This is a genomic window from Chitinophaga sp. CF418 (assembly GCF_900142925.1).
Taxonomy (GTDB): domain Bacteria; phylum Bacteroidota; class Bacteroidia; order Chitinophagales; family Chitinophagaceae; genus Chitinophaga.
In genome coordinates this window covers 1-24,882 of record NZ_FRCN01000023.1, presented here as the reverse complement: position 1 = coordinate 24,882, position 24,882 = coordinate 1, and the positions used below count along the sequence as shown (strand labels likewise).

Here is a 24,882-nt window from a genome sequence, read left to right as displayed (position 1 = left end):
TTATCCTAGAAACACAGAGTCCCGGATTAGAAAGGGAAGTTAAAGCACATGAAGAAGGGCATAAGGACCAGTTAATGGATGCTGCCAATTCACCTGTTACTATTAAAGTAAAGATTGATGGAAAGAAAACCACATATACAGGAACCGCTGATAACGTTATGGTAGATGCCACAAAAGCATTTAATAATTCCCAGGCGGCAACAGGGATGGATGCAGCTCAAAAAAGTGACTTTATTAATAACAAAATTGGCATGCCCGCTTTAAAAGCGATGTCAAAAAATATTAAAGCTGCTGAAAATAGCCAAAATAAAGAAGCTGATGCTAATGTCAGAGCCTCGAATGCATTGGGCGATGGCACTATTAAATACAATAATGGAAGCACTGATATAATATTTAATAGTAAAAAACTTAAAGCTAAATGATTACAAGGGTTATATTATTCATTGTTTTTTTCTTTAAAGTAAGCGGTTTGTTGGCTCAGGTTAATGATACATTTGTAACGGTAAGCCCTGGCTTACATTTAGATCGGTTAAAGGAAAAAAAGGAACAGATATTAACTTATGCGGACAGCCTCAATTCTTATACGCAGGGAGCGCTTCCTGTATTTTTGTTTGATGAATGTTTTGATACACAAGCCAGTTTATGGCACGACCTTCATTCTCCGGTTTCTTTAAGATGGAAGATCCTGAAAAAGGTTAATAATAAAGCAGCTCTGAAACGGATTTTGAATACAGACGATAATAGATTGGACAAAAAATGTAGTTATGGGGACAGAAAAGAGTCTGAGTTTGATATCCCTATGATAGATAGATCTTTCAGGCAACTAATAAGGAAACGGTATGACCAGTTGAAAGAAAAATAAGAATGATAATTATATGGAGCGCCTTGCAATGTTGCTGGGCGTTCTCTTTGCATATGTGAGGTGGCTTATAGTTATACCATTGAAGGTTGGTGTGTATTATCAGTTAAATGTGAAGAAAACAGATACTATGGTAAGCCGTGGCAGGATATGCTTCATGAGGTAACGGAATCCTACCATGCAGGCCGATTATCTTTGGAGAGAGGAGCTAGCTACCCGGGGCCGAATAAAAAAGTAGCTATTTGACTATTTTTTTTAATAGTCTCGGAAAAATATTTGCGTCCTCGTAGATCCGCAGTTTATCGCAGTTCGATAAACTGCGGACCTACAGCGCGAAAAGTGACGACTTTGAATTGATCTAGTTTGTCAAAGACGAGATTTAGGTTAGAACGAAACAAAATTGCTTTTAAAACGAACAACGCTATTGGAGGATGATTTGCGAGCAACTGCTATTAGATGCGGAACATTTACCTGTAAATTGTAAGTCGGCGGATTTTAATAAGAATGTAACCCATTACTTGTCCAATTCGCTTGAAAAAAAATGACAATGAAATTTCTTCTAGTTTGTTTTTCGATCATTATTTTACATTTTCAAAGTGGATTCTCTCAATCACCTGTTTATCAAAATATCAATATAGAAGGTAAATATAAAATTTGCCGTATTGATACTGTTGAATCGATATATATAATTTACGCCCAGAAAGGCAATCCGATTGTAAAGATTGCTTCGACAAAGGACAGTGTGTGCAATTGCGAGCCTATTGTAATAGGACAATACTATGATCTGGATTTGGAGTCACGTCTGAATTTTGTTGCAGGAAAGTTAAGCATTGGAGGAATGAAAGTTAATGGAGTTCTTATACCGTTAGAGGGGGACAGGGTGATTTGGGATCTATTTAGATGCCGGAACCTTAAAGGCCTTTGCATTTTTCCGCAAACGGATGTTTTGAATAAAAAAAAGGAATGAGTACATCTCGCTAGCCGCAGAAGCGTTTTGTAAGTTTCGTTCTGGCAGGATACGTTTTCTGAATATCAAGACGATGTTAAATACGCCGAAGGGCTTGGCAGTGCATAACGGCTTCAGCGATGATATACTCTTATGAGGTCCGTTCTAGCAAGAGCTCTGAGTGCTACCGGTATGTGGTAAGCTAAGAGATTCTGCTAGTTTAATTACGCTCCCAGGTACTTCTGTTCTTTCTATAGAGTTTAATGCACAAAAAAGAGGCAAAGTCCGCAACAGTTTATAAGTTTGGAATGCCACGCTTTCAATCTGCAAAATTTAACTAGCCGCCTATGCGTCGTTTAATTATTTTAATAGTACTATTCTTTTTTAACAACAAGATCCACGCTCAACTGAAATTTGAATGCGAATGCCACTATCGTTCTTCATTCGAGCTTAAATCCTACCTATCAACCATAGATAGTATTGTCAATAAAGTAAGGAATGATAAAAATGAAATTGTCCAGGTAATTGGATATCGAGCCTTTGCGGCCGCAGAATTTGTGGTTGTCGTTAATAGAAATAATATAACAAAGGCTTTTGATTATAGTCTTACAACAAAGAAATTAAAGGTTGTGACAGGGGCGCACATCAATATGTGGGTACAATGTATGGCCCGGGATAGTGCTTTCAGGTATATTGTTAATACAGATCCTTTTATAAGGCCCAGTCATGACTGGGCTTATTTTGTTTCGCTCCGATATCCTTTAGTGCCGGTAAAGGAAATATGCTATTCGGTACTCCTAAGTAACATACGGCAGCCTTTCTCTGAATGTCTGATGTCCTTTGTATCCTATTTGATGAAATAGGCTTGTAGCATCTATTGAGCATTCCCATCCAACAACTCCTCCAACACTACCGCCTGGTTATGCTCCACATCCTTCGCCGCATACACAAGCGTGATCTTCTTCTTTTCCTTAGCTAAAGCCTGTAGTTCATCCCATGTTTCATTATCCTTTAACTCATCCTTGTACCTCTTTTTAAACTCCTTCCACTTCGCCGGATCATGCCCGAACCAGGTTCTCAGCTTTGTGGAAGGAGCTACTTCCTTAAGCCATTCATCAATCTCAGCATCTTCTTTTTTAATACCCCTCGGCCATAGCCGATCGACGAGGATACGGTAGCCATCCTTTGGATCGGCAGGGTCATAAGCTCTTTTAATTGCAACTTGCATACTAGTTGTTAATGTTAGGAAATAAAAGGAGCTACCGACGAAAGTAGCCTGGAATATGGAAAACACAATAAGTGCGCCATTCGGGCAAGTTTAGGCCCATTTCTGCAAAAGGACTATTAGAAGCAATGAACGGTGGGCTGTATAAATGTCTGCGCCGTCATCCCGCAATAACGGCCCCAGGAAGTACTAACACTCACCGGCTTTGTTAAATTTCCCTTATAACTTTCCAGATAAATCTATTAAAAACGAGCTTTTACTTAACTTTTGACCTTAAATCTGCGCGTAATATGGCTAACGGAAGCAAATCACCACATATACTCAATACTTCTACCAATCTGCTTGGGTTTTGTCTGATTGTGCTGACCTCCATCAAAGTCATGCATTTTAACAATGGTACACTCATTGACGACAGTACCGGAATAGCCTCACTGCTTTTAATGGCCAGCTGTTTTCTCTCGTTTCTATCTATGCGGGCGGAAGATGAGCGTAGAAGTGAGCGACTGGAAAAGATAGCGGATTACGTTTTCCTGGTGGCGCTCATCTGTGTAAGCGTTACAATTGTGCTGGTATCTTTTAACCTGATCTCATAGAGGCCGGAATTACCGGTGGTCACATGTTTCTTTACTTTATATATTCATTTTAATATATTTGTTTTCTTAAACTAATCGCATATACCTATGACCACTAAGAGTACTGTCCTGTTGACGGGCCTTATCTTCTTTTCAGCAATCTTATCCGGACAGGTAAAGAGGACAATTATTCCGGTATTGACGCCAGGGGAGCAATACGTTTTCAGAAACACAGCCATTTCCGACATTCATGAGGACGGAGTACGTGCCATCAATCAGAATTTTTCAACCAGCTGGTTCCTCCGTGTAATAGGGAAGACAGCCGAGGGGAAGTTAATGATAAGGGCCACTTACCTGAAAATCAACCAGCGGACGGAACACCTGTTTACACATGACCTGACCGGGTTTAACTCAGACGACTTTAATGAGTTTGTGGTAAAGAGCACCAGCGATGAGCTGCACACGCAGAATGACCAGCTGCGTAAACTGGGAGAAGCGATACTGGGAAAATCGTTTACTGTTTACATCAACCCTGACTGGCGTGTAGAAAAGGTAACAGGAGTGGATACACTGATTAATGTTGCGCTTGAAAGCATGGGAGAAGACGATCCTGCTGTTAAAAGCTTTGGAAAAACAACCCGGGTTACCGTTAATAATGAAGAGATCAGGAAAATCTTTGATGCAGCGTTTTCTTATATCCCGGAAGAAGAAGTTGGAATAGGTGATAAATGGATCAAAGACGATAATCACCATGTAGGACCATTGAGAGTAGAATATAATGTGAAGGCTGAGGAAGGGAATGAAATGGAGATAGCGGTATCATCGGCTTCAGCTATAAATAACGATATCCAGGCCTCTTATTCCAGGAAGGGAACAATCAATGTGGATATTAAAACAGGATTGCTGGTGAGGTCTTCCGTGAAGGATGATATGAAGCCGAGGGCTGGCAATATTACAAGGTTAGTAGTGAGGACAGTGAAGAATGAGCTGCAAAAGAAGTAGCAATTGCATTACGGGTATGTGTATCTCTAAATTGCATATTAGGGACCATGTTACGGAAAATAGTAAACCCGCTATTGTAGCGGATGCCGGGGGAATTCAAAGCTTCGGTGGGGCACAAAAGAATTATAAGGCCGCTCTCAGAGCGGCTTTTCCTTTGTAGGTATCTAAACAAAATTGAGTTGATCAGACCAGGAACTGGTCACAGTTATATTGATGAAAGACTGTTAGAGGAGGCCCCTCTTCATGCACATTTGCCAATTCTTTTTGAATAAACTGTTCTTTGGCCTTCTCTCCAGAGGTGAGCATAGGTCTTTCCTGTTGCCGGCTGTCAACTCGCAGTATATCCGCTGCGGAGCGGCTTTTCTTTGCAATTCTGGATGTTTTGGCAGCTTGCTGCGGATGCTTTGTCTTTTCTACCAATGGTAATACCGGTTCCAGTACTGCTGTTACAAATGCCTGCTCACTGCTGGCGGTACCGGTGGCCTGAATACCTGTATTGGTATGCAGAAAACGGATCTGTAAAAGAACGATCGTAGCGGTTGCCCTGACAGGTGTAACTGGCAGCAACAGGGTATGTTGTTTTTCTCCCAAGGGCACGCAGCTGGCGGCTGTCGTGCTACCGGGGCAGGTATGCTGCTCAAAGTCCATATCCAGTGCTACTGCCTGGAGCTGTATATAACGGGCATCTTTAGGCGGTTTCAGCCAGTTTTGCCAGTTAGTGGGCAATTTTAATATCACGTTGCCATTCTCCTGACGTATGGTATCTATTCCACCAATGGTCATGACAGCTTTTTTGTTATACCGGAAATCTTTCAGATGCTGATGTAATGCGGCAGCTGTGAATACGCGTTTCCCCCGTGGATGCAGGACATCCTCTCTCAGTGCCGCATAAACGGCCTTATTTAGCCTGTATACAGTCGTTTCGTCCTGGGCTGGCTGCCATATACCGTTCAGGGCAGAACGGATCGATTTTGCGGCCTTACTGGCCTTTGCAAATTCGCGGCTGCTTTGTTTGCTGGCGGCGGACATACTATCCGGGCCATACTGGGGCATCTTACGGCAGAATTGTTTGCCGTTCCGCTCGTAATAGATAAGGTCTCCGACATGACCGGAAAGACCCTGGGTAAGAATGTTGAAGTTTTGGGCCATAACATGCAATAGATTATTGTTCAATTTACGGAAAAATTGGCATTAAGAAGCTGATAGTTAGCTTCTTTGTTCGATCGAGATTCTATTCTTTATCGGCATTATAAAGGAATAAAAGGGGCACTTCGATATCCTCTAAGGCTATTATTATGCCCTTATAATAAGCCTTAAGTGAGCTGATATAATCGAATTTCAATAGAACATCAATAGGACTTGACTTGGACTTGATCGGAAGAGGCGACAGAAGGTGCCGGGTAAAGTAAACCGGACTGTAACCAGGCCCTTTGAACGTTAGAAGTACCATTTCGTACGAATAATCTCCCAGTGAATTATCACCCCGATAGGTGTTACTAAGCACCCTATATCTTTCAATAGGCCTTACTTTAGAAAGAATATCCTGCATGAATAGGTCTTTGGGACGCACAAAATGGAAAAAAATACCCGCGGCGTAAAGACATTAGCGTTTTGGTATCTTTGCCTGCAAACGATTCTAATCAAATGAAAAAGCCATTCATCGTCATATTGCTGTTAACGCTATATTTCCTTCCTGCCTTTAGCCAGACAGGGACTGTAGAGTATCAAAAGCTTATTTCCGATTTTATCACCTGTATAAAGCAACAGGATAAAGACGGATTATCTAAGAAGATCGTTTTTCCATTAAAAAGACAATACCCTCTTCCGCCGATAAAGAACAAACAGGAGCTTTTAAGCAGGTATAATGAAGTGTTTGATGACTCACTGGTAAAGTCGATTGTAACGTCTGTCCCTGACAAGGATTGGTCAAAGATGGGCTGGCGTGGATTAATGCTGCGTAACGGACAGCTATGGCTGAATGAAGAAGGCAAGCTGATCGCGGTGAATTATCAATCAGCGGTTGAAAGCCAAAAGAAGGGCCTACTGATAGATAAAGAAAGGAGCCTGGTACACACATCCATAAAGGACTTCAAGCGGCCGGTATGTCTGCTGGAAACAGGAAAATTCAGGATCAGGATTGATGAGATGGCCGATGGACATTATCGGTACGCTTCCTGGTCTTTAAAAAATAAACAGAACGATAAGCCGGACCTCATCATAGAAAATGGAGAAGTTATATTTGAAGGTACCGGAGGTAACCACAGATATGAGTTCAAAAATAACGGCTATGTTTATAGTTGTTCGGTCACGCTACTGGGAGCAAATTACGACGATCCTCCCGCAGAGCTGACAATTTACAAGGGAGAAAATGCGATTTTGCATCAACCGGCTACAATAGCAGAATGACAATCGCTCATTTGATTTCTACCGCCGGCGTCACAGAGAGCGCCTGCTCTAATTCCTGATCAATACCTTTACTAAAAGCCTCAAAAGAGGGCTTGACTTCAAAGTCCGGAATCACGCCATGACCGGGAATACCTTTATGTACAGCCAAGTTAAATTTGAGTATGGGGATGGAGATGCTGAGCTTTGTCACCGGGAGGGTAAGCTCCAGTAAAGTGCCGCTGGTATTGCCATAATAGCCGCCACCGGTTTCCTGGCCGACAAACACGGCATTCGTATGTTCCCGCACGAGGCTGCAGAATTCTGCCCCTCCGGAATATGTCCAGCCACTTGTAAGAATATACAGGTGGCCTTTGAACGGATGCGCTCTCGGAGGTGTCGGGGTATAGATCCCTTTTCTGCGTAATATTCTCCCACTGCCAGTCAATTCGTTTTCATAACGCAATTCTTTATATAGATCAATTCTGTCGCTGTCTTTGGCATAATCTGTATAGTTGATGAAACTGAATGCAAACCGGGATAATTCTACACTGTCATATTTGATATATGGCTTGTCAGTGAGCCAGGAGAAGAGATAGTCCTCATTTCCTTCAGAACCGCCGCCATTTTCACGCATATCAATAATCAGGATATCAACTTCAGCATTTAGCAGGATATTAAAACAGGAATCCGTGAACTGCCGGAAATTCATACTATGCTTGCGAAAGTTGCTGTTGCTGAAGGTTTTAAAGGTAAGCTGCGCAGTATTTCCATCAAGACACTTAAATGATGCAGGTAGGTTACTTGTATCCGTATGATAAGCAACATTCACGCTTGTTTCAATAGCCTTAAGTGTTTTAAATGTTACTGGCTTGACTGACACTGTTTCCTGCTTTTCGCTTGACGGGTACACTACCGTTATATTAAAGCTGTCCGGTTGTCCCATTACCTTTGCGTATTCAACAGCAAGGCGGATCCCATCCAGGAAGACGATCTTCGAACTCATAATATTACCATCTGATCCGAATGTCTTATAAATCTTTTCTTTGATCGTTTTAATGGGTAATCCGTTGATCTCAACAATACGTGCTCCTTTGAAGGCATGACCGGATACCGTATCACTTAAAATAAAGGCATCGTCACCGGAATTGAGTACAGACAATGGCAGAAACTTTCCTTGCTGCCGCTGAAAGGCTTTCAGTTCATCAGAGAGGCTGATATCACAATGGTCTTCTTTCGTAAAAGCTACGATCGGGGCAACGATGTTATAAAACTGAAACCCGTTCATACTGTCTTTTATCATTGCACGTTGAACGCTTACCAGGCTGTCAAACGATTTTGCGGAAGAATACCAGTATATGCCGGTATGTCCCTCTTTCAGGCTGTTAACAAGCAGGTCGAAATCGCTTAGAAGCCCTTCTGAGGGGTATTTAGGCAGAGACTTGAACGTTGCAGAAGTAAAAGGGTTCTCCTGCTGTTTTGATGGCTGCTTACAGGAAAAGAGGATGATGGCAAGGATAAAGTGGAAATGGTGTCTTCTCATTGGGTAGAACATGGTAACTTTAAAATACGGGATATAAGATAAACTGATTTTGCGGGATGCTGAGAAAGAATAATTTTATACTCCCGTAGTTGTTTTAATGGCAACAGGTCATGTTATCTCACCGTCTCCTTCATCCGCACCCACACAAAAATACCGGACAAAAACGTAATTGCCCCTGCTACATGTACCGCCCAGATCAAACCCAGCATATTCGCCACAACTCCCGACATGACAGCCCCCACAGCGTAACCTATATCCCGCCAGAAGCGGTATACCCCTAATGAAGAGGCCCGCCATGAAGGATGGGCAACATCGCTTACTGCCGCCAACAAGGATGGATATACCATTGCGGTTCCCGCGCCTAGCAGGATAGATCCTGATATGCCGGAAGCAAATGGCGGCAACATTTCAACACCGATCACCACATGCCCCAACGCCTGTATGATCATCCCCCATACGATAAGCGGCTTTCTCCCTATACGATCCGCAAGTGGGCCGGTTATGATCTGACCCACCCCCCAGACAACGGGATAGACGGCCTTTATCCATCCTACACCTTGCAGACTAACACCGGCAGATAAAAACAACAAAGGGAAAACACCCCATGACATACCATCGTTCAGGTTGTTGATCAGACCCGCCTGTGAAACGGCAAAAAGATTCTTATTCCGGAAAGAAGTTTCCTTAAATACCCATAGTAAATCAGGCTTGTGAACCGAAGAGACTGTTTGATGCAGCGCTGATTCCAATTGTGCATGTTTACGTGTGTCCCTGACCACAAACACAGACAACACCAGGCCGGCAACTGTATAAAGAATACCAATATAGAATGGCTGAGGTCTAAGACCATAACGGGAAGCGAGATAACCGGTGAGCAGCGCGGTCAGCCCAACGGCGCCATAACCGGCGGCTTCATTGAGCCCCATGGCAAGACCTCTCTTCCGGGGACCGACAAGATCAATTTTCATATTCACGGTCATAGACCAGGCCAGTCCCTGGCTGATACCTAATAATATGTTGGCGGCAATGATCCAGTTCCAGGTCGGTCCCCATGCCAGCAGAAAGGGAACGGGAAGACCGGCTAACCATCCAAAGATCAATATCCTTTTACGGGTATACCTGTCGGCAAGGACCCCTGAGACCAGGTTGGTGAAGGCTTTTACAACGCCAAAAGCGATGATGAACGAAAATATCAGCAGGTCAGATCCTATCTTAAACTCTTCTGTCCCCACCAATGGCACTACTGTTCTTTCCAATCCTACCATACCACCCACGAACATGTTTATCAGTACCAGCAGGGAGAATTGCTTCCAGTTCTCTTTTAATCCGAGTTTGATTTCCAAGGTCATAATTTTGCAGTGGCAGTATGTCTCCAGCCCCTATAGCTTTGTCAGGAGTGAAAATAACAAAAAAGGCGTTCAGAGCGAACGCCTTTTTCCTACGAAAGGGATTTGTTACTGTTTGATAATTCTTAACCGGTATGTTCCTTCATCTATGATGATAAGATAGACACCGCGTGTCCAGCGACGGGCTTCTATTGTCTTTCCTGCCTGGAACTGTGGGTTGAAATAGATCTGCCGGCCGGAGAAGTCGAAGATCCTGACAACATGATTACCTGGAGGTAGTCCGAGCAGCCGGCTGCTTTCCTGTATAGGATTAGGCGCCAGTCGTACCGGTTCTGATACGCCTGTGTAAGGGAGAAGAGGCGACCGCCGGGTACCCATAGTGAGTGATCCGGGGAAAGTGAATTTTACCACTTTACTGAAGAAGCGCCTGTTATCATGTGTCAGCATGTTGAGGCGATAATAAACAGTGCCTGTCAGCGTAGCGGTATCACGGAAGCTGTAGGAGCGGGTAGTGCTTGAATTGCTGGCCGCATTAACAGTACCGATGGCTTGCCATGTCAGTGAGTCTCTACTGCGTTCAATGGTAAAGTTCTTCGTGTTTTTCTCCGCACTCGTGGTCCAGTTGAGCTGTGCTTTGGTCTGCTGCAGCGTAACGGTGAAAGTGGCGATCCGGAAAGGTTGGGTATACATGGTATCAGGCATGCCTTTTACAACAGCGCTGAAGAAGTGAAGGTTGCTGGTGGTTACCATGTTCAGCCGGTAGTATTGCAGCCGGTAATAGATAGTAGGATCAAGGAAGTTGTAGAAGCGGGAACCCGGGTAGTTGCCTGCCGCGGCCAATGTACCTACAACATTCCAGTTCAGTGAATCACTGCTGTGTTCTATGATAAATTGTTTGGTGCTCTTTTCATTGTTGCTATACCAGAGTATCTGCAGTTTATCCTTGCTGGGTTGTACCTGGAGATTGGTGATATTGAAATAAGTGTTGGTGCCATATGCCGTATCCGGCATGCCGGATTTAATGGCACTATAGATATAATGCGTGTCTGCCACGATAACATCCAGCCTGTAGAACTGTTTCACTTTACGGATGACAGTGTCCAGGTATGTGTATGAACGTCCTGTACTATCATTCCCTGTGGATGTGACTGTAGCGAGGGCACTGAAATTAAGAGAGTCTGTACTTCGCTGTACGAGGAAACGTTTCACATTCTTTTCGTAAGCCGTGCTCCAGTTTAGCTGCAGTTTATTGGTATTGTTCGTAACAGTAAAGCTGTTCAACACAACAGGTATCTGCGGTGGCGGTGGCGTGCCATAGGCCGTATCCGGCATGCCGGATTTAATGGCGCTATAGATATAATGCGTGTCTGCCACGATAACATCCAGCCTGTAGAACTGTTTCACTTTACGGAGTACGGTGTCGAGATAAGTGTATGAGCGTCCTGTACTGTCATTTCCCGTGGCGGTGACTGTAGCGAGGGCACTGAAATTAACAGAGTCTGTACTTCGCTGTACGAGGAAACGTTTCACATTCTTTTCGTAAGCTGTGCTCCAGTTCAGCTGCAGTTTATTAGTGCTGTTTGTAACAGTGAAGCTGTTCAGCACAACGGGTATCTGCGGCGGTGGCGGAGTGCCATTACAGAGCGTCTGCGGGATGCCCCTGGCAACCATCCTGCTGTAAAATATATAGTGTCCTGAGTCATTAAAGTGAATACCATCTCCATAACTGTATGCCCACTTAATTGAATCATTTGGTTGGTTCATGCCTGTCCAGAAATCGATAGACTTGTTCCCAAAGTAGGAGAAGGTCCAATCGCGCATTGCTTTGAGATTAGCGACCATCGATGCGGTATAGTCGTTACGTGGCTGAGTGCTGCATACCCAGACCTGCACGCCCTGTGCAGTTGCTGCGGCGACAATACGCTGGTAGTTGGCTTGCTGTTCTGCCAGTGTATAGCCCCGGCCTACATCGTTGGTAGGCAGATTGATAATGATGGCATTTGGCTGGAAGGATAAAGCTTTGGTGATGTTATGCGCTGTATCGGGATATGGCCGGTTAGCTGGTGGAACATAGCCGGTTGGATTAACTTCGTAGGTAGAATAACCGCCTACGGCCAGGTTGTATACCTGATAATTGATGTTAATACTTTTCAGGTATTGTGTATAAAGAGCTACCCAGCCGTGATTAGGGGTAGCTCCCATTCCGGCAGCCGTAGAAGAGCCTAAGACAGCAATACGATAAGGCGTGGTGCAGATTTGCGCATAGCTAAAGGCGCTGTAAATGGATAGAAACAGGAGTAGAATTGCTGTTCGCATAGTTAAGGAGTTGAATAGATGAAGAAAGTGATGTCAGTACACAAAGTATCCGGAAAGGAAAAGCCTGAGGTAATGTTTCGATGTAGTTGGCTCGATTTGGCTTGGATCGTAGTTGGTATATTAAAGGTACGAAAAGGCAGGCAAAAATATAGTTAACGGAGATAAAAAATAAGGACGCTGCATCTATAAGAAGAGAGGTTCCGCAATATGTTGAGTATGCCAGCTATCAGGCCTTATTCTTTTTTTCTTTCTGTTTGGCAACCTGGTTGCCTAATGGACCGATAAGGTAGAAAGAAGCCCCATAAGGGCCCAATACAGCAAAGTGCCAGCTGATCAGTAGACTGTTCGTTACCAGAGAGGGGAGGCATTAAAAAGAGTGCTCCGGTTACCGGAGCACTCTGTATGAAGGGTTATTAGATGAAGGTTAAATGGTTACTATTTCTTTGCAGGTATTACTTTACCAGTTCTGAAGTGTTCACCTACATTTAATCTGTACAATAATACGTCTCTGTAAGGAGATGGTACATGATATTCAATTGTATGCTGAGTACCCTTGTCTACCATACCGTAGTTGAGCTGACCGATCTGCTGACCAAGAACATTATAAACTTCCAGTTTAACCTGTCCGGTAGTTGGTGCAACGAAACGGAATATCACCTTATCATTGTATGGGTTCGGGAATACTGTCACATTCAATGTAGTCTCATTGGCCTGTGCTGCTACCTTAGGATCGGTGGCAGGAGCTACTGTTGTTACACTGGATACCTTCGCAGTATTTACACTTGAAGAGCTGCTCCAGCCAACAACGGCTGCGCAACCATCGAATGCCCTGTTAATAGCATCTACAGCTTTGCTTACGTCTCCAATAGTTACTCCTGGTACTGTCTGTCCTCCGAGGTACATATTGGCCAGTTCATACAGGCCAGCCACGTTGGCTTTTCCGACTGAAATCAGGTAGTTCAGTACACTAGGCGGTATTACAAACTTTTGAATTGTCTGATTGAGCGTATTGCTGCCGCAGGCGATTGGTTTCACTGTCAGCAATGTATCTCCCTTCAATTGCAGATCCTTCAGTGTTGGCGTCAGGTACAAGTTGAAGAACATTGACATTGTCTGAGACAGCAGAATATTATTGATCTTTCCATAATTGCTGGCATTTGTCAGCAGTGGTACATTACCCCATGTATTCGTCTTACTAAAGGTTGCGTAACCTTTCAGTGCCAGCGGAGTACCACCTCCAGGCAGCATCTTGAAGATGTTGTCGTTGGTGATATCGCCGAGGAACAATGTAAAGAACTTACCAGTGGATTTCAGACCAAAGATAACAGAATCGCCAGGCTGTGCATCGACGGCAGCACTCATGATCTGTTTAGCAGTCATTGTTGTGCCAGACGGTGTACATGCACGACCATTCGGGTTGCCGTAGAAGCCCTGAGTATAGCCACATTGTGCACAGCAGGCAACAGTAATAGTCTGCTCGAATGTTACACTATTGTTGCATTTATCCTTCGCTGTCCATTTGCGGAAGTACTTGAACGGACAAGCTGTACCTTCTTTCCTATCTTCATAAGTTGTTGATACACTTCCACAGTTGTCTGAGAAGGTTGGAGTATCAAATACAACAGGAGACGTACAGGATATTATCTTGTTTGCTGGTTTGTACACTACTACAGGAGCAGTATTATCCTTGATATAGATAACCTGCGTTACAGAGTCACTATTACCACAAGCGTCGGTGAATACCCACTTCCTGTTGATGGTAGAATCACATGCAGTACCGCTGCCTTTTTCACTGTATACAGGCTGGATATTGCCGTTACAATTGTCTGTTGCAGTCGGTGTTGGAACAGCCGGGATGTCTTTCGGACATTGTATATTGACAGTCTTGTCAAAGTTTGCTGTTATAACCGGCTTCACATCGTCGTAAACGGTGATCAGCTGAGTCAGCGTGTCGGACTTATTTCCACATGCGTCTACTGCCCACCACTTGCGGGTAACCTTGAACCTGTTTACACAGGTACTGTCTGTTACTTTCTGTTTGAAATAAACAGTCGGTTTCAGGTCGCAGTTGTCAGTAGCGGTGATATTTGCTGCCGCAGGTATGTCTTTAGCGCATTTTACATTGATGTTATCTGCAGTGCCGGAAAGTACAGGTTTAATATCATCCTTGATATTGATAACCTGAGTTACAGAGTCACTATTGCCACATGCGTCAGTGAATACCCACTTCCTGTTGATGGTAGAATCACATGCAGTACCACTGCCTTTTTCACTGTATACAGGTGTAACATCACCATTGCAATTGTCTGTTGCAGTTGGTTTAGGAACAGCAGGTATGTCTTTCAGACATTGTACATTGACAGTCTTGTCAAAATCTGCTGTTATAACCGGCTTCACATCGTCGTAAACGGTGATCACCTGCGTTATGGTATCGGAAGTATTGCCACATGCATCCTTAGCCCACCATTTGCGGATAACCTTGAACCTGTTCACACATGTACTGTCTACTACTTTCTGTTTGAAATAAACAGTCGGGTTCGGATCGCAGTTATCAGTGGCAGTGACGGTTGCTATCGCAGGAATGTCTTTGGCACATGTTACAGTGGTATCAGCTTTACTATTAGAGCGCACTGGTTTAATATCATCCTTGATATTGATGACCTGTGTTACTGAGTCGCTATTACCACATGCATCCGTAAATACCCACTTCCTGGTAATGGTAGAGTCACATTTAGTGCCGCTACCGATTTCGGTATATACCGGCTCAATACTACCGCCACAATTATCTGTTGCAGTCGGTTTAGGTGGAGCTGGTATATCTTTCAGACATTCTACATTGACAGTCTTGTCGAAGTCTGCAGTTATTACCGGTTTGACATCATCGTTCACTGTGATCACCTGTTTCAGGGTATCAGAAGTATTGCCACAGAGGTCTGTAGCCCACCACTTACGGATGATCTTAAACTTATTGACACAGGTGCTGTCGACAACATCTCTGCTTGTTTCAATCTTCAGTTCGGCTGTACAGTTATCAGTTACTCCAACGGTAGGAGCGGCTGGTACATCTTTCGCACAGGCGACATTTTTATCAGCAACGTCTCCGGAGACTACTGGTTTGATAGTATCCTTGATCAGTACATCGAGGTAGCAGGTATCCTTACGTTTTCCGTCAGGTGTTGAAACGATCAGCCGGAGCTGATATGCGCCACAATGGTTTGCGGCGTCTATCAACACTTTCTGGATATTATTAACACCGTTGATGGTACCATCTCCCGTCACTGACCACAGGTAAGAACCTACCAGTGAAGGATCCGGGCCGGTATACTGATTCTGAGAACCCGGACATACAGGGCTCGGGCCATCAATGCCACAAGGTGCCTTTGGATGTTCGGTGACGGTGATAACAACCGTATCAAGGTCGGAACACTGGCCATCATCTGCTTTCACGACAAACTCGAATACACCGGTAGATGGTGGTGTGAAGTCCGGATTGGCGATGTTAGGATCGCTCAGGCCCGTGGTTGGTGTCCAGGTAAAGGTATAAGTGCCGTCACCTCCTGTAGCGGAGGCAGACAGATGGGCAACGTCAAGATTGGTAATGGTCTGATCGCTGCCGGCATTAGCAATTACCTGAGAGATAATGACAGGTGCGCCAGGATTAGTATGGCTGTTGAGATAACAGGTATCTGTCAGGCCTTCCCGGGTAACAATCAACTGCAGACTGAAAGAGCCGGCTGTAAATGTAGCACCTATTGGCACTACGTCTATAGTGCCCAGGGTAGGATCTACAATTTTTGCATTGGCTGTATTAGGTCCTATGATACTCCAGGCATAGGTAAGCCCGGTTGGATCGTCAACCGTTGCCACATATGTCAGTTTAGTTGTCTCTACACAAGCATTAACAGGGCCGGTGACTTCGCATTTAGGAGGAATGAAAACAGCATCTGTCTTCAGGGACCTGTCCTGGTTACCGATGCTGACCACTGCTCCATCAATGATCCAGTTCTTCAACCGCATATGGTAGGGAGAACCACTGATCGCACTGGCGGAGCTGTCTTTTCCCCAGTCTACAATACTGGCGATATGACCACCCCAGGCCAGTACAGCGGTAGCCTTAAGCGCTTTAAACGTAATATTGACCACAGTCTCTGAATGAGCAGCAGTCAGACTACCCTGCGAAGCATAGCTTATATCCGTTATATCCACATTGTACCCTGTAAACAGCTTCTCGCCGCCGGGTAATGCTGTAAAACTGGTAACAGGCTGCCCAGGCACCGGCGATCCGGCAGCAGAGGGTGTCGGGATGGCATAGACATCCGTAGTAGTAAAGTAGGAAGGAGGGAAGCCGGAGATGTTTAGCAATGGATCCACCGTTTCGGCGGCATGGCCAAACGCGTTGTGAGGTTCCAGTCTCTGAAAATGCGTTATGTAATCCAACGCTTGTTTGCCTCCGTCCCTGAGATCGAATCCGATGACCAGGGTATATACCTGGTCAACAACGAGATCCTGAAGGATAGCCCGGTAAGGCACCGAATATCCTTCCAGGAAATGTGCCTGCTGGGCATTAAGATTACCATTAATCCAGTCCACAGGACTTACGGGCGCACTCGCCTTTTCATTGGCCCCCTGGTCAAGGTTCGCCGACTGTGCGTAAGTCGTTTGTTGAAGGAATAATAATAGCGGAAGGGCCAGCGCTATGCGCGCCCGCGGTGTTTGTAAAATGGCCCTTAGAATGCAAAGAAGTAGACGTACTGCGTGCATGACAGGTAAGGTTTGTTTTGGTTGATGGATGCGCCTTTTTGATGATGCGTGTTTGGACGTGCGTAATGGCAGTTGGCGTTAATGGAGGAACATGCTACGGGAAAACTCATAGAAGTACATACGCAATGACATTTTGTAACAGATGGTTTTAATTGCTGAAAGCACTCCCGCGTCTCCTTGATGACAGCCAGACAAATAATAGGTATTTATAGCATGTGGTTAAAAATGTGGAGAAGTAGATGGACGATTGGACCGTCCGTATATAAAAGCTAAACACAGGTATCAGCACAAAGGTCTAAATGTTTTATGCCAAAACCAAAAAAAAGATGTTAACGGGTAGAGATGACAGCCTGGTTGTCGAAAAGAGTGATGAGTAGAAGGAAGCACCGGGAGTATCACATCTTGCCCGAAGTGTAATCCAGGTTTCCCGAAAGAAGATATTACCGGTGAGTAGGGCATAAAAGAAAGAGTGCTCCGGTTCCGGAGCACTCTCTGAGAAGGGTTATTAGAAATGGTTAAATGGCTACTATTTCTTTGCAGGTATTACTTTACCAGTTTTGAAGTGTTCACCTACATTTAATCTGTACAGTAATACGTCTCTGTAAGGAGCAGGTACATGATATTCAATTGTATGCTGGGTACCCTTATCAACCATACCATAGTTCAGCTGACCGATATTCTGACCAAGGACATTGTAAACTTCCAGTTTAACATGTCCGGTGACTGGTGCAACGAAACGGAATATCAACTTATCATTGTATGGGTTCGGGAATACTGTCACATTCAATGTAACATCATCACCCTGAGCTGCTACCTTCGGATCGGTGGCAGGAGCTACAGCTATTGTATTGGATACTCTCGCAGTAGTTATACTTGAAGAGCTCTTCCAGCCAACAAGGGCTGCACATTTATCAAATGCGTTGTTAATCGCATCTACAGCTTTGCTTACGTCTCCAATAGCTACTCCTGGTACTGTCTGTCCGCCGAGGTACATGTTGGCCAGTTCATACAGGCCAGCTATGTTAGCCTTGCCTACTGACTTCAGATAGTTCACTACGCTAGGTGGCAGAGCGAACTTGCTAATCGTTGAAGTTGGCGTATTGCTGCCGCATGCGGTCAGTTTCGCTGTCAGTAATGTGTCACCGTCTATTGTCACGCCCTGCAGCGTTACATTCAGGCTCATATTAAAGAACAGTGACATTGTCTGAGCCAACAGTACATTATTGATCTTTCCAAAATTCTGGGCAGTTGTCAGCAATGGTACATTCGCCCATGTATTGCTCTTACTAAAGGTTGCGTAACCTTTCAGTGCCGCAGGAGTACCGCCGCCAGGCAACATCTTGAAGATATTGTCGTTGGTGATATCACCGAGGAACAGCGTAAAGAACTTACCGGTGGATTTCAGACCAAAGATAACAGAGTCACCAGGCTGTGCATCGACTGCGGCAGTCATCAGCTGTTTAGCAGTGGCTGATGTACCGGATGGTGTGCATGCAGAGCCGCCCGTGTTGCCATAGAAGCCCTGTGTATAGCTACAGAAGTTGCCCAGACAGCATGGAACAGTAACGACCTGTTCAACTGATACGCTATTGTTACATTTATCTTTCGCTGTCCATTTGCGGATATAGCTGAACGGACAAGTTGTACCTTCTTTCCTGTCTTCGTAAGTAACTATTACAGTACCACAATTATCTGAGAAAGTAGGTTTGCCAAATACAACAGGAGATATACACAGTATGGTTGTATCATTTGGTTTGAATACTACGACAGGCGCAATATTATCCTTGATATTAATCACCTGTGCTACGGAATCACTATTGCCACAGGCATCAGTGAATACCCACTTCCTGTTGATGGTAGAATCACATGCAGTACCACTGCCGGTTTCACTGTATACAGGAGTAACATCGCCGTTGCAGTTGTCTGTTGCAGTCGGTTTAGGAACACCAGGTATGTCTTTGATACACTGTACGTCGACAGTCTTTTCAAAGTCTGCTGTTATAACCGGCTTCACATCGTCATGAACGGTGATCAGCTGTTTCAGTGTATCGGAAGTATTGCCACATGCATCTTCTGCCCACCACTTGCGGATAACCTTGAAATTATTCACGCAGGTACTGTCTATTGTCTTCTGTTTGAAATAAACAGTTGGTGTTCCACAGTTGTCAGTAGCGGAGATCTTTGCAGCGTCAGGGATGTCTTTACTGCAGGTTACGTTAACGTCATCAGCAGTACCAGACAGTATTGGTCTGATGTCATCCTTGATGTAGATGATCTGCGTTACAGAGTCACTGTTACCACATGCGTCAGTGAATACCCATTTGCGGGTGATAGTAGAATCACATGCAGTACCACTGCCTTCTTCACTGTATACAGGATCGATATCGCCGTTACAGTTGTCTGTTGCAGTCGGTTTCGGCGGCGCAGGTATGTCTTTCACACACTGTACTTTGACAGTCTTGTCGAAGTCTGCTATTATAACCGGCTTCACATCGTCATGAACGGTGATCACCTGAGTTAGCGTATCGGAAGTATTGCCACATGCATCCTTAGCCCACCACTTGCGGATCACCTTGAAGTTATTTACGCAGGTACTGTCTATTACTTTCTGTTTGTAGTAAACAGTTGGTGTTTCATCGCAATTGTCAGTAGCGGAGATCTTTGCAGCATCAGGTATGTCTTTACTGCAGGTTACGTTGACATCATCAGCAGTACCGGAAAGTATTGGTCTGATATCATCTTTGACATTGATAACCTGCGTTACGGAGTCACTGTTGCCACATGCGTCAGCGAATACCCACTTGCGGGTGATTGTAGAGTCACATGCAGTGCCACTGCCTTCTTCACTGTATACAGGATCGATATCGCCGTTACAGTTGTCTGTTGCAGTCGGTTTCGGCGGAGCAGGTATGTCTTTCACACACTGTACTTTGACAGTCTTGTCAAAGTCTGCTATTATAACCGGCTTCACATCGTCATGAACGGTGATCACCTGAGTTAAAGTATCAGAAGTATTGCCACATGCATCCTTAGCCCACCACTTGCGGATCACCTTGAAGTTATTCACGCAGGTACTGTCAACCGTTTCCTTACTGAAGTAAACAGCTGGCTTTTCATCACAATTGTCAGTAGCGGTGATCTCTGGCTTAGCAGGTATATCTTTACTGCATGTTACATTCGCATCATCAGCAGTTCCGTGCAGTATAGGTTTAATATCATCCTTGATATTGATAACCTGTGTTACGGAGTCACTATTGCCACAAGCATCAGCGAATACCCACTTACGGGTGATAGTAGAATCACAGGTTGAACCGCTACCGGTTTCACTGTATACTGGTGTAACATCGCCGTTGCAATTATCTGTTGCAGTTGGCTTAGGCGGAGCCGGTATGTCTTTCAGACACTGTATATTGACAGTCTTGTCAAAGTCGGCTGTTATTATCGGTTTGACATCGTCATTTACTGTGATCACCTGTTTCAAGGTGTCAGAAGTATTGCCACAGAGGTCTGTAGCCCACCACTTACGGATGATCTTAAACTTATTGACGCAGGTGCTGTCGACAACATCTCTGCTTGTTTCAATCTTCAATTCGGCTGTACAGTTGTCAGTTACGCCAACTTTAGGAGCGGCTGGTACATCTTTGGCACAGGTAACATTTGCATCAGAAACATCCCCGGAGAGTACCGGTTTGATAGTATCCTTGATATCTACATCAAGGTAGCACGTGTCCTTACGCTTTCCATCAGGTGTTGAAACGATCAACCGGAGCCGGTATGCGCCACACTTGGCTGCGGCGTCTATCAGCACTTTCTGGGTATTATTAACGCCGTTGATAGTGCCATCTCCTGTCAGCACGGACCACAGGTAAGAACCTACCAGAGAAGGATCCGGTCCGGTATACTGATTCTGTGAACCAGGACATACAGGGCTCGGTCCATCAATGCCGCAAGGAGCCTTTGGATGTTCATTGACGGTGATAACAACCGTATCAAGGTCGGAACACTGGCCATCATCTGCCTTTACAACAAACTGGAATACACCGGTAGAAGGTGGAGTGAAGACTGGATTAGCAATGTTAGGATTACTCAGGCCGGTGATCGGCGTCCAGGTGAATGTATACGTACCGGTACCTCCTGTGGCGGAGGCAGAGAGGTTCGCAACATCAAGATTGGTAATAGTCTGGTCACTGCCAGCATTAACAATTACCTGGGAAACAATAACGGGTGCACCAGGATTAGTATGGCTATTGAGATAACAGGTATCTTTCAGGCCTTCCCGGGTAACAATCAAACGGAGATTGAAAGAGCCTGGCGTAAATGCAGCACCTATTGGTACTACTGTTATAGTGCCTAATGCCGGATTAACAATCTTTGCATTGGCAGTATTAGCGCCTATGATGCTCCAGGCATAGGTAAGACCGATTGAATCATCAACCGTTGCTACATATGTCAGTTTTGTGGTCTCTACACAGGCATTGACAGGCCCGGTGACTTCGCATTTAGGAGGAATGAAAACAGCATCTGTCTTCAGGGATCTGTCCTGGTTGCCGATGCTGACATCTGATCCATTAATGATCCATTTCTTCAGGCTCATATGGTAAGGAGAACCACTGATGGCACTGGCAGAATTGGGTTCGTGCGTAACGGGGTCTCGTCCCCAGTCTACAATACTGGCGATGTGACCGCCCCAGGCCAGTATGGCGGTTTCTTTGAGCGCTTTAAAAGTAATATTGACTACGGTTTCAGAACCAGTTGCAGTCAGGTTGCCCTGCGAAGCATAGCTCATACTCAGCAGATCCATATTATAGCCTGTAAGCTGTCGTTCAGCATTGGGTAGCGTATTAAAGCTGGTAGTAGGCTGCCCCGCTACCGGTGATCCCGCGCTGGATGGAGGGAGAATGTCAAGGACATCCGTAGTGGTAAAGTAGGCTGGTGCCTGGGGAGCGTTGAGCAATGGGTTCACCGTTTCCGCAGCATGGCCAAACACGTTGTGAGGATCCAGTCTTTGGAAATGCGTCAGATAATCCAACGCCTGTTTTCCTCCACTCCGGATATCGAATCCAATCACCAGCGTGTATGTCTGGTTAACAACGAGGCCCTCAAGGATAGCCCGGTAAGGTACCGAGTAGCCTTCAAGGAAATGTGCCTGCTGGGCGTTAAGATTACCATTGACCCAGGCAACAGGACTTTGTGGCGTAGTCGCCTTTTCATTGGCGCCCTGATCAAGGTTCGCCGACTGTGCGTGAGTCGTCAGTTGACTGAATAATAGTAGCGCGAGGGCCAGCGCTATGCGCGCTCGCGATTTTTGTACAGTGGCCCTTAAAATGCAAAGAAGTAAACGTGTTGCATTCATAGTTGGCGTGATTTGTTTTGGTTGATGAATGCGCCGGTCCGTAATACGTATGCTGATACGTAATGGCATGTGGCGTTAAGCAAAATGACGTTAAGTTAAATAAGGCGTGACGTGCTACAGGAAAAGTGACGATCTAAAGGAAAAGGCATAGGCGGAGTACGTACACAATGACACTTTGTGACGGTGGTTTTAATCGCTTAAAGCACTCCCGCGTCCGCTTGTTGGCAACCAGACAGATTTCGGTATTTTAATAGTACGTGGTTAAAAAAATTCTGGAAAAGTAGTTGGAGTATTGGACGTCTTAGATAAAAGAGAAGCACTGTTCTTAGTGTAAAGGTCGAATTGTTTTGTACCAAAACCAAAAAAAATTGTTAACGAATAGGAATGATATCGAAAAATACATTGTATATCGGTTGCAGGCCAACGTCTCTCCCTGATTGGTAAAAACAAGAGGGTGCCTCACTAAGAGACACCCTCAGAAGATATGGTCGATATTGGAAAAAGGGTCACCGTTTATTCCTTGGCATGTATCGCTTTACCCGTCTTAAAGAGTTCGCCTACACTCAATCTGTATACTAGTACGTCTCGATGAATAACTGGTACATGGTATTCAATTGTGTGCTGCGTACCCTTGTCAACCATACCGTAGTTGAGCTGACCAATTTGCTGACCAAGGAGGTTGTAAACTTCCAGTTTAACCTTCCCGCTGACTGGTGCAACGAAGCGGAATATCAACTTATCATTGTATGGGTTCGGGAATACTGTAACATTCAACTTAGGCTCTTCTATTGGTTCCATTGCTTTTGGATCATTGACGGAAACTGTTGTGTTGGAGACTTTCAGGGTAGTTAAAGCAGATGATTTGGTCCAGCCAACAAGGACTGCGCATTTATCAAAGCCATTATTAATTGCATCTACGGCTTTGCTTACGTCTCCAATAGCCACTCCTGGTATTGTCTGTCCTCCGAGGTACATGTTAGCCAGTTCATACAGGCCAGCTATATTGGCTTTGCCGACTGACTTCAGGTAGATCACTACGCTAGGTGGCAGAACATACTTATTAACTGTTGTAGATGCTGTATTGCTGCCACATGCGGTCAGTTTTGATGTCAGCAATGTATCGCCTTCTATTGTCAGGGTCTTCAATGTCGGCGTTACAGACATATTAAAGAACATTGACATTGTCTGAGCAAGCAACACATTATTGATCTTTCCAAAATTGCTGGTAGTTGTCAGCAACGGTACATTAGCCCATGTGTTGCTCTTACTAAAGGTTGCGTAACCTTTCAGTGCCAGCGGAGTACCGCCTCCAGGCAACATCTTGAAGATGTTATCATTGGCGATATCACCAAGGAACAGTGTAAAGTACTTACTGGTGGCTTTCAGGCCAAAGATAACGGAATCACCGGCCTGTGCATCGACAGCAGCACTCATGATCTGTTTGGCAGTGAGCGAAGTACCGGATGGTGTGCAGGCGAGACCATTCACGTTGCCGTAGAAGCCCTGTGTATAAGTACAGAATTTACCCTGGCAGCAAGAAACAGTAATGGCCTGTTCTACTGATACGCTATTGTTACATTTATCCTTCGCTGTCCATTTGCGGATATATTTGAATGGACAAGTTGTACCTTCTTTCCTGTCTGCGTAGGTTACTGCTATAGTTCCACAATTATCTGAGAAGGTAGGATTACCAAATACAACTGGTGATGTACAAGGTATTGTGGCATCCGCTGGCTTGTAAGTTACTACTGGTGCGGTAATATCCTTGATCAGGATAAGCTGCATTACAGAGTCTTTATTACCACATGCGTCAGTAAATACCCACTTGCGGGTGACCAAAGAATCACATGAATTGCCGATACCCTTTTGACTAAACACCGGCTGAATATTACCCGTACAATTATCTGTTGCAGTTGCTGATGGAACAGCAGGTATATCTTTCTGACACTGTACGTACACTATCTTATAAAAATTAGCTGTTATTACCGGCTTAATATTGTCGCAGACAGTAATAAGCTGTGTCAACGTATCAGAAGTGTTACCACATGCGTCCTTAGCCCACCATTTACGGATAACCTTGAGCTTATTGACACAAGTACTGTCAAGCACCTTCTGGCTGAAATAGATAGCTGGTTTTACAGTACAATTGTCAGTAGCACTGAGGCCTGCTGCAGCCGGGATGTCTTTGTAGCATGCCACGGTCACATTACCCGCACTGCCAGACAGTATAGGTTTGATATTGTCCTTGATCTTGATGACCTGTGTTACAGAGTCAGTATTACCACATGCATCTGCGAATACCCACTTGCGGGTGATGGTAGAGTCACATGCAACGCCACTGCCTTTTTCACTGTATACAGGCGTAATATCACCGTTACAATTGTCAGATGCAGTCGGTTTAGGTGCAGCGGGTATGTCTTTCAGACACTGTAGGCTGATAGTCTTGTCGAAGTCTGCACTGATCACTGGCTTCACGTCGTCGTGGACAGTAATGAGCTGCGTTAAAGTGTCAGAAGTATTGCCACATGCATCCTTAGCCCACCACTTGCGGATCACCTTGAAGTTGTTCACGCAGGT

The 24,882-nt window shown here is 44.9% G+C and carries 14 protein-coding genes; 6 read left to right on the top strand and 8 right to left on the bottom strand.

The window, feature by feature from the left end; all coding sequences use genetic code 11:
• Positions 1-74 precede the first annotated feature (74 nt).
• The 3 genes from F3I09_RS33715 (at position 75) to F3I09_RS33705 (ending at position 1,826) form a co-directional block, all read left to right on the top strand.
• Positions 75-422 (top strand): hypothetical protein, encoded by a 348-nt coding sequence (locus F3I09_RS33715; RefSeq protein ID WP_188134068.1) that lies wholly within the window; start codon positions 75-77, stop codon positions 420-422.
• On the top strand, positions 419-862 hold the full coding sequence (locus F3I09_RS33710) for a hypothetical protein (RefSeq protein ID WP_149699459.1): 444 nt from the start codon (positions 419-421) through the stop codon (positions 860-862). Before F3I09_RS33715 ends, F3I09_RS33710 begins: the two co-directional genes overlap by 4 nt.
• Before the next feature lie 544 nt (positions 863-1,406).
• A complete protein-coding gene (locus F3I09_RS33705; protein ID WP_149699458.1) occupies positions 1,407-1,826 on the top strand; it encodes a hypothetical protein in 420 nt (139 codons plus the stop codon).
• Between the two features lie 853 nt (positions 1,827-2,679).
• On the opposite strand, the gene F3I09_RS33700 is transcribed toward F3I09_RS33705, so the two are convergent.
• On the bottom strand, positions 2,680-3,033 hold the full coding sequence (locus tag F3I09_RS33700; protein WP_149699457.1) for a DUF488 domain-containing protein: 354 nt from the start codon (positions 3,031-3,033) through the stop codon (positions 2,680-2,682).
• A gap of 287 nt (positions 3,034-3,320) precedes the next feature.
• Between F3I09_RS33700 and F3I09_RS33695 the strand changes: the two genes are divergently transcribed.
• Positions 3,321-3,623, top strand: a complete 303-nt coding sequence (locus F3I09_RS33695; protein ID WP_149699456.1) for a hypothetical protein — start codon at positions 3,321-3,323, stop codon at positions 3,621-3,623.
• 87 nt (positions 3,624-3,710) lie between these two features.
• Positions 3,711-4,604, top strand: coding sequence for a DUF6263 family protein (locus F3I09_RS33690; protein WP_149699455.1), 894 nt, complete (start codon positions 3,711-3,713; stop codon positions 4,602-4,604).
• Positions 4,605-4,787: 183 nt separating this feature from the next.
• Here the strand turns inward: F3I09_RS33690 and F3I09_RS33685 are convergent, their stop codons facing one another.
• On the bottom strand, positions 4,788-5,753 hold the full coding sequence (locus tag F3I09_RS33685; RefSeq protein ID WP_149699454.1) for a hypothetical protein: 966 nt from the start codon (positions 5,751-5,753) through the stop codon (positions 4,788-4,790).
• A 495-nt stretch (positions 5,754-6,248) separates the two neighbouring features.
• Here F3I09_RS33685 and F3I09_RS33680 point away from each other — a divergent pair, with 495 nt between their 5' ends.
• Positions 6,249-7,010, top strand: a complete 762-nt coding sequence (locus F3I09_RS33680) for a hypothetical protein (RefSeq protein ID WP_149699453.1) — start codon at positions 6,249-6,251, stop codon at positions 7,008-7,010.
• 7 nt (positions 7,011-7,017) lie between these two features.
• On the opposite strand, the gene F3I09_RS33675 is transcribed toward F3I09_RS33680, so the two are convergent.
• The 6 genes from F3I09_RS33675 to F3I09_RS34295 all read right to left on the bottom strand — a co-directional run.
• Positions 7,018-8,529 carry a S41 family peptidase gene (locus F3I09_RS33675; protein ID WP_188134067.1) on the bottom strand — a complete coding sequence of 504 codons (1,512 nt, stop codon included), beginning with the start codon at positions 8,527-8,529 and terminating at the stop codon, positions 7,018-7,020.
• A 113-nt stretch (positions 8,530-8,642) separates the two neighbouring features.
• Complete coding sequence (locus F3I09_RS33670; RefSeq protein ID WP_223233471.1) at positions 8,643-9,872, bottom strand: MFS transporter; 1,230 nt, start codon at positions 9,870-9,872, stop codon at positions 8,643-8,645.
• Positions 9,873-9,983: 111 nt separating this feature from the next.
• Positions 9,984-12,191: an SGNH/GDSL hydrolase family protein gene (locus F3I09_RS33665; protein WP_149699450.1), complete on the bottom strand. Its 2,208-nt coding sequence runs from the start codon at positions 12,189-12,191 to the stop codon at positions 9,984-9,986.
• Between the two features lie 435 nt (positions 12,192-12,626).
• On the bottom strand, positions 12,627-16,952 hold the full coding sequence (locus tag F3I09_RS33660) for a hypothetical protein (protein ID WP_149699449.1): 4,326 nt from the start codon (positions 16,950-16,952) through the stop codon (positions 12,627-12,629).
• A 526-nt stretch (positions 16,953-17,478) separates the two neighbouring features.
• On the bottom strand, positions 17,479-22,305 hold the full coding sequence (locus F3I09_RS33655) for a hypothetical protein (protein WP_149699448.1): 4,827 nt from the start codon (positions 22,303-22,305) through the stop codon (positions 17,479-17,481).
• Between the two features lie 513 nt (positions 22,306-22,818).
• Positions 22,819-24,882: hypothetical protein (locus tag F3I09_RS34295; RefSeq protein ID WP_223233470.1), on the bottom strand; the 2,064-nt coding region annotated here is incomplete at its 5' end.

Bases quoted from the DNA above. Each gene is read 5' to 3' on its own strand.
- F3I09_RS33715 (WP_188134068.1), top strand. From the start codon at position 75: ATGGATGCTGCCAATTCACCTGTTACTATTAAAGTAAAGATTGATGGA.
- F3I09_RS33710 (WP_149699459.1), top strand. From the start codon at position 419: ATGATTACAAGGGTTATATTATTCATTGTTTTTTTCTTTAAAGTAAGC.
- F3I09_RS33705 (WP_149699458.1), top strand. From the start codon at position 1,407: ATGAAATTTCTTCTAGTTTGTTTTTCGATCATTATTTTACATTTTCAA.
- F3I09_RS33700 (WP_149699457.1), bottom strand. From the start codon at position 3,033: ATGCAAGTTGCAATTAAAAGAGCTTATGACCCTGCCGATCCAAAGGAT.
- F3I09_RS33695 (WP_149699456.1), top strand. From the start codon at position 3,321: ATGGCTAACGGAAGCAAATCACCACATATACTCAATACTTCTACCAAT.
- F3I09_RS33690 (WP_149699455.1), top strand. From the start codon at position 3,711: ATGACCACTAAGAGTACTGTCCTGTTGACGGGCCTTATCTTCTTTTCA.
- F3I09_RS33685 (WP_149699454.1), bottom strand. From the start codon at position 5,753: ATGGCCCAAAACTTCAACATTCTTACCCAGGGTCTTTCCGGTCATGTC.
- F3I09_RS33680 (WP_149699453.1), top strand. From the start codon at position 6,249: ATGAAAAAGCCATTCATCGTCATATTGCTGTTAACGCTATATTTCCTT.
- F3I09_RS33675 (WP_188134067.1), bottom strand. From the start codon at position 8,529: ATGAGAAGACACCATTTCCACTTTATCCTTGCCATCATCCTCTTTTCC.
- F3I09_RS33665 (WP_149699450.1), bottom strand. From the start codon at position 12,191: ATGCGAACAGCAATTCTACTCCTGTTTCTATCCATTTACAGCGCCTTT.
- F3I09_RS33660 (WP_149699449.1), bottom strand. From the start codon at position 16,952: ATGCACGCAGTACGTCTACTTCTTTGCATTCTAAGGGCCATTTTACAA.
- F3I09_RS33655 (WP_149699448.1), bottom strand. From the start codon at position 22,305: ATGAATGCAACACGTTTACTTCTTTGCATTTTAAGGGCCACTGTACAA.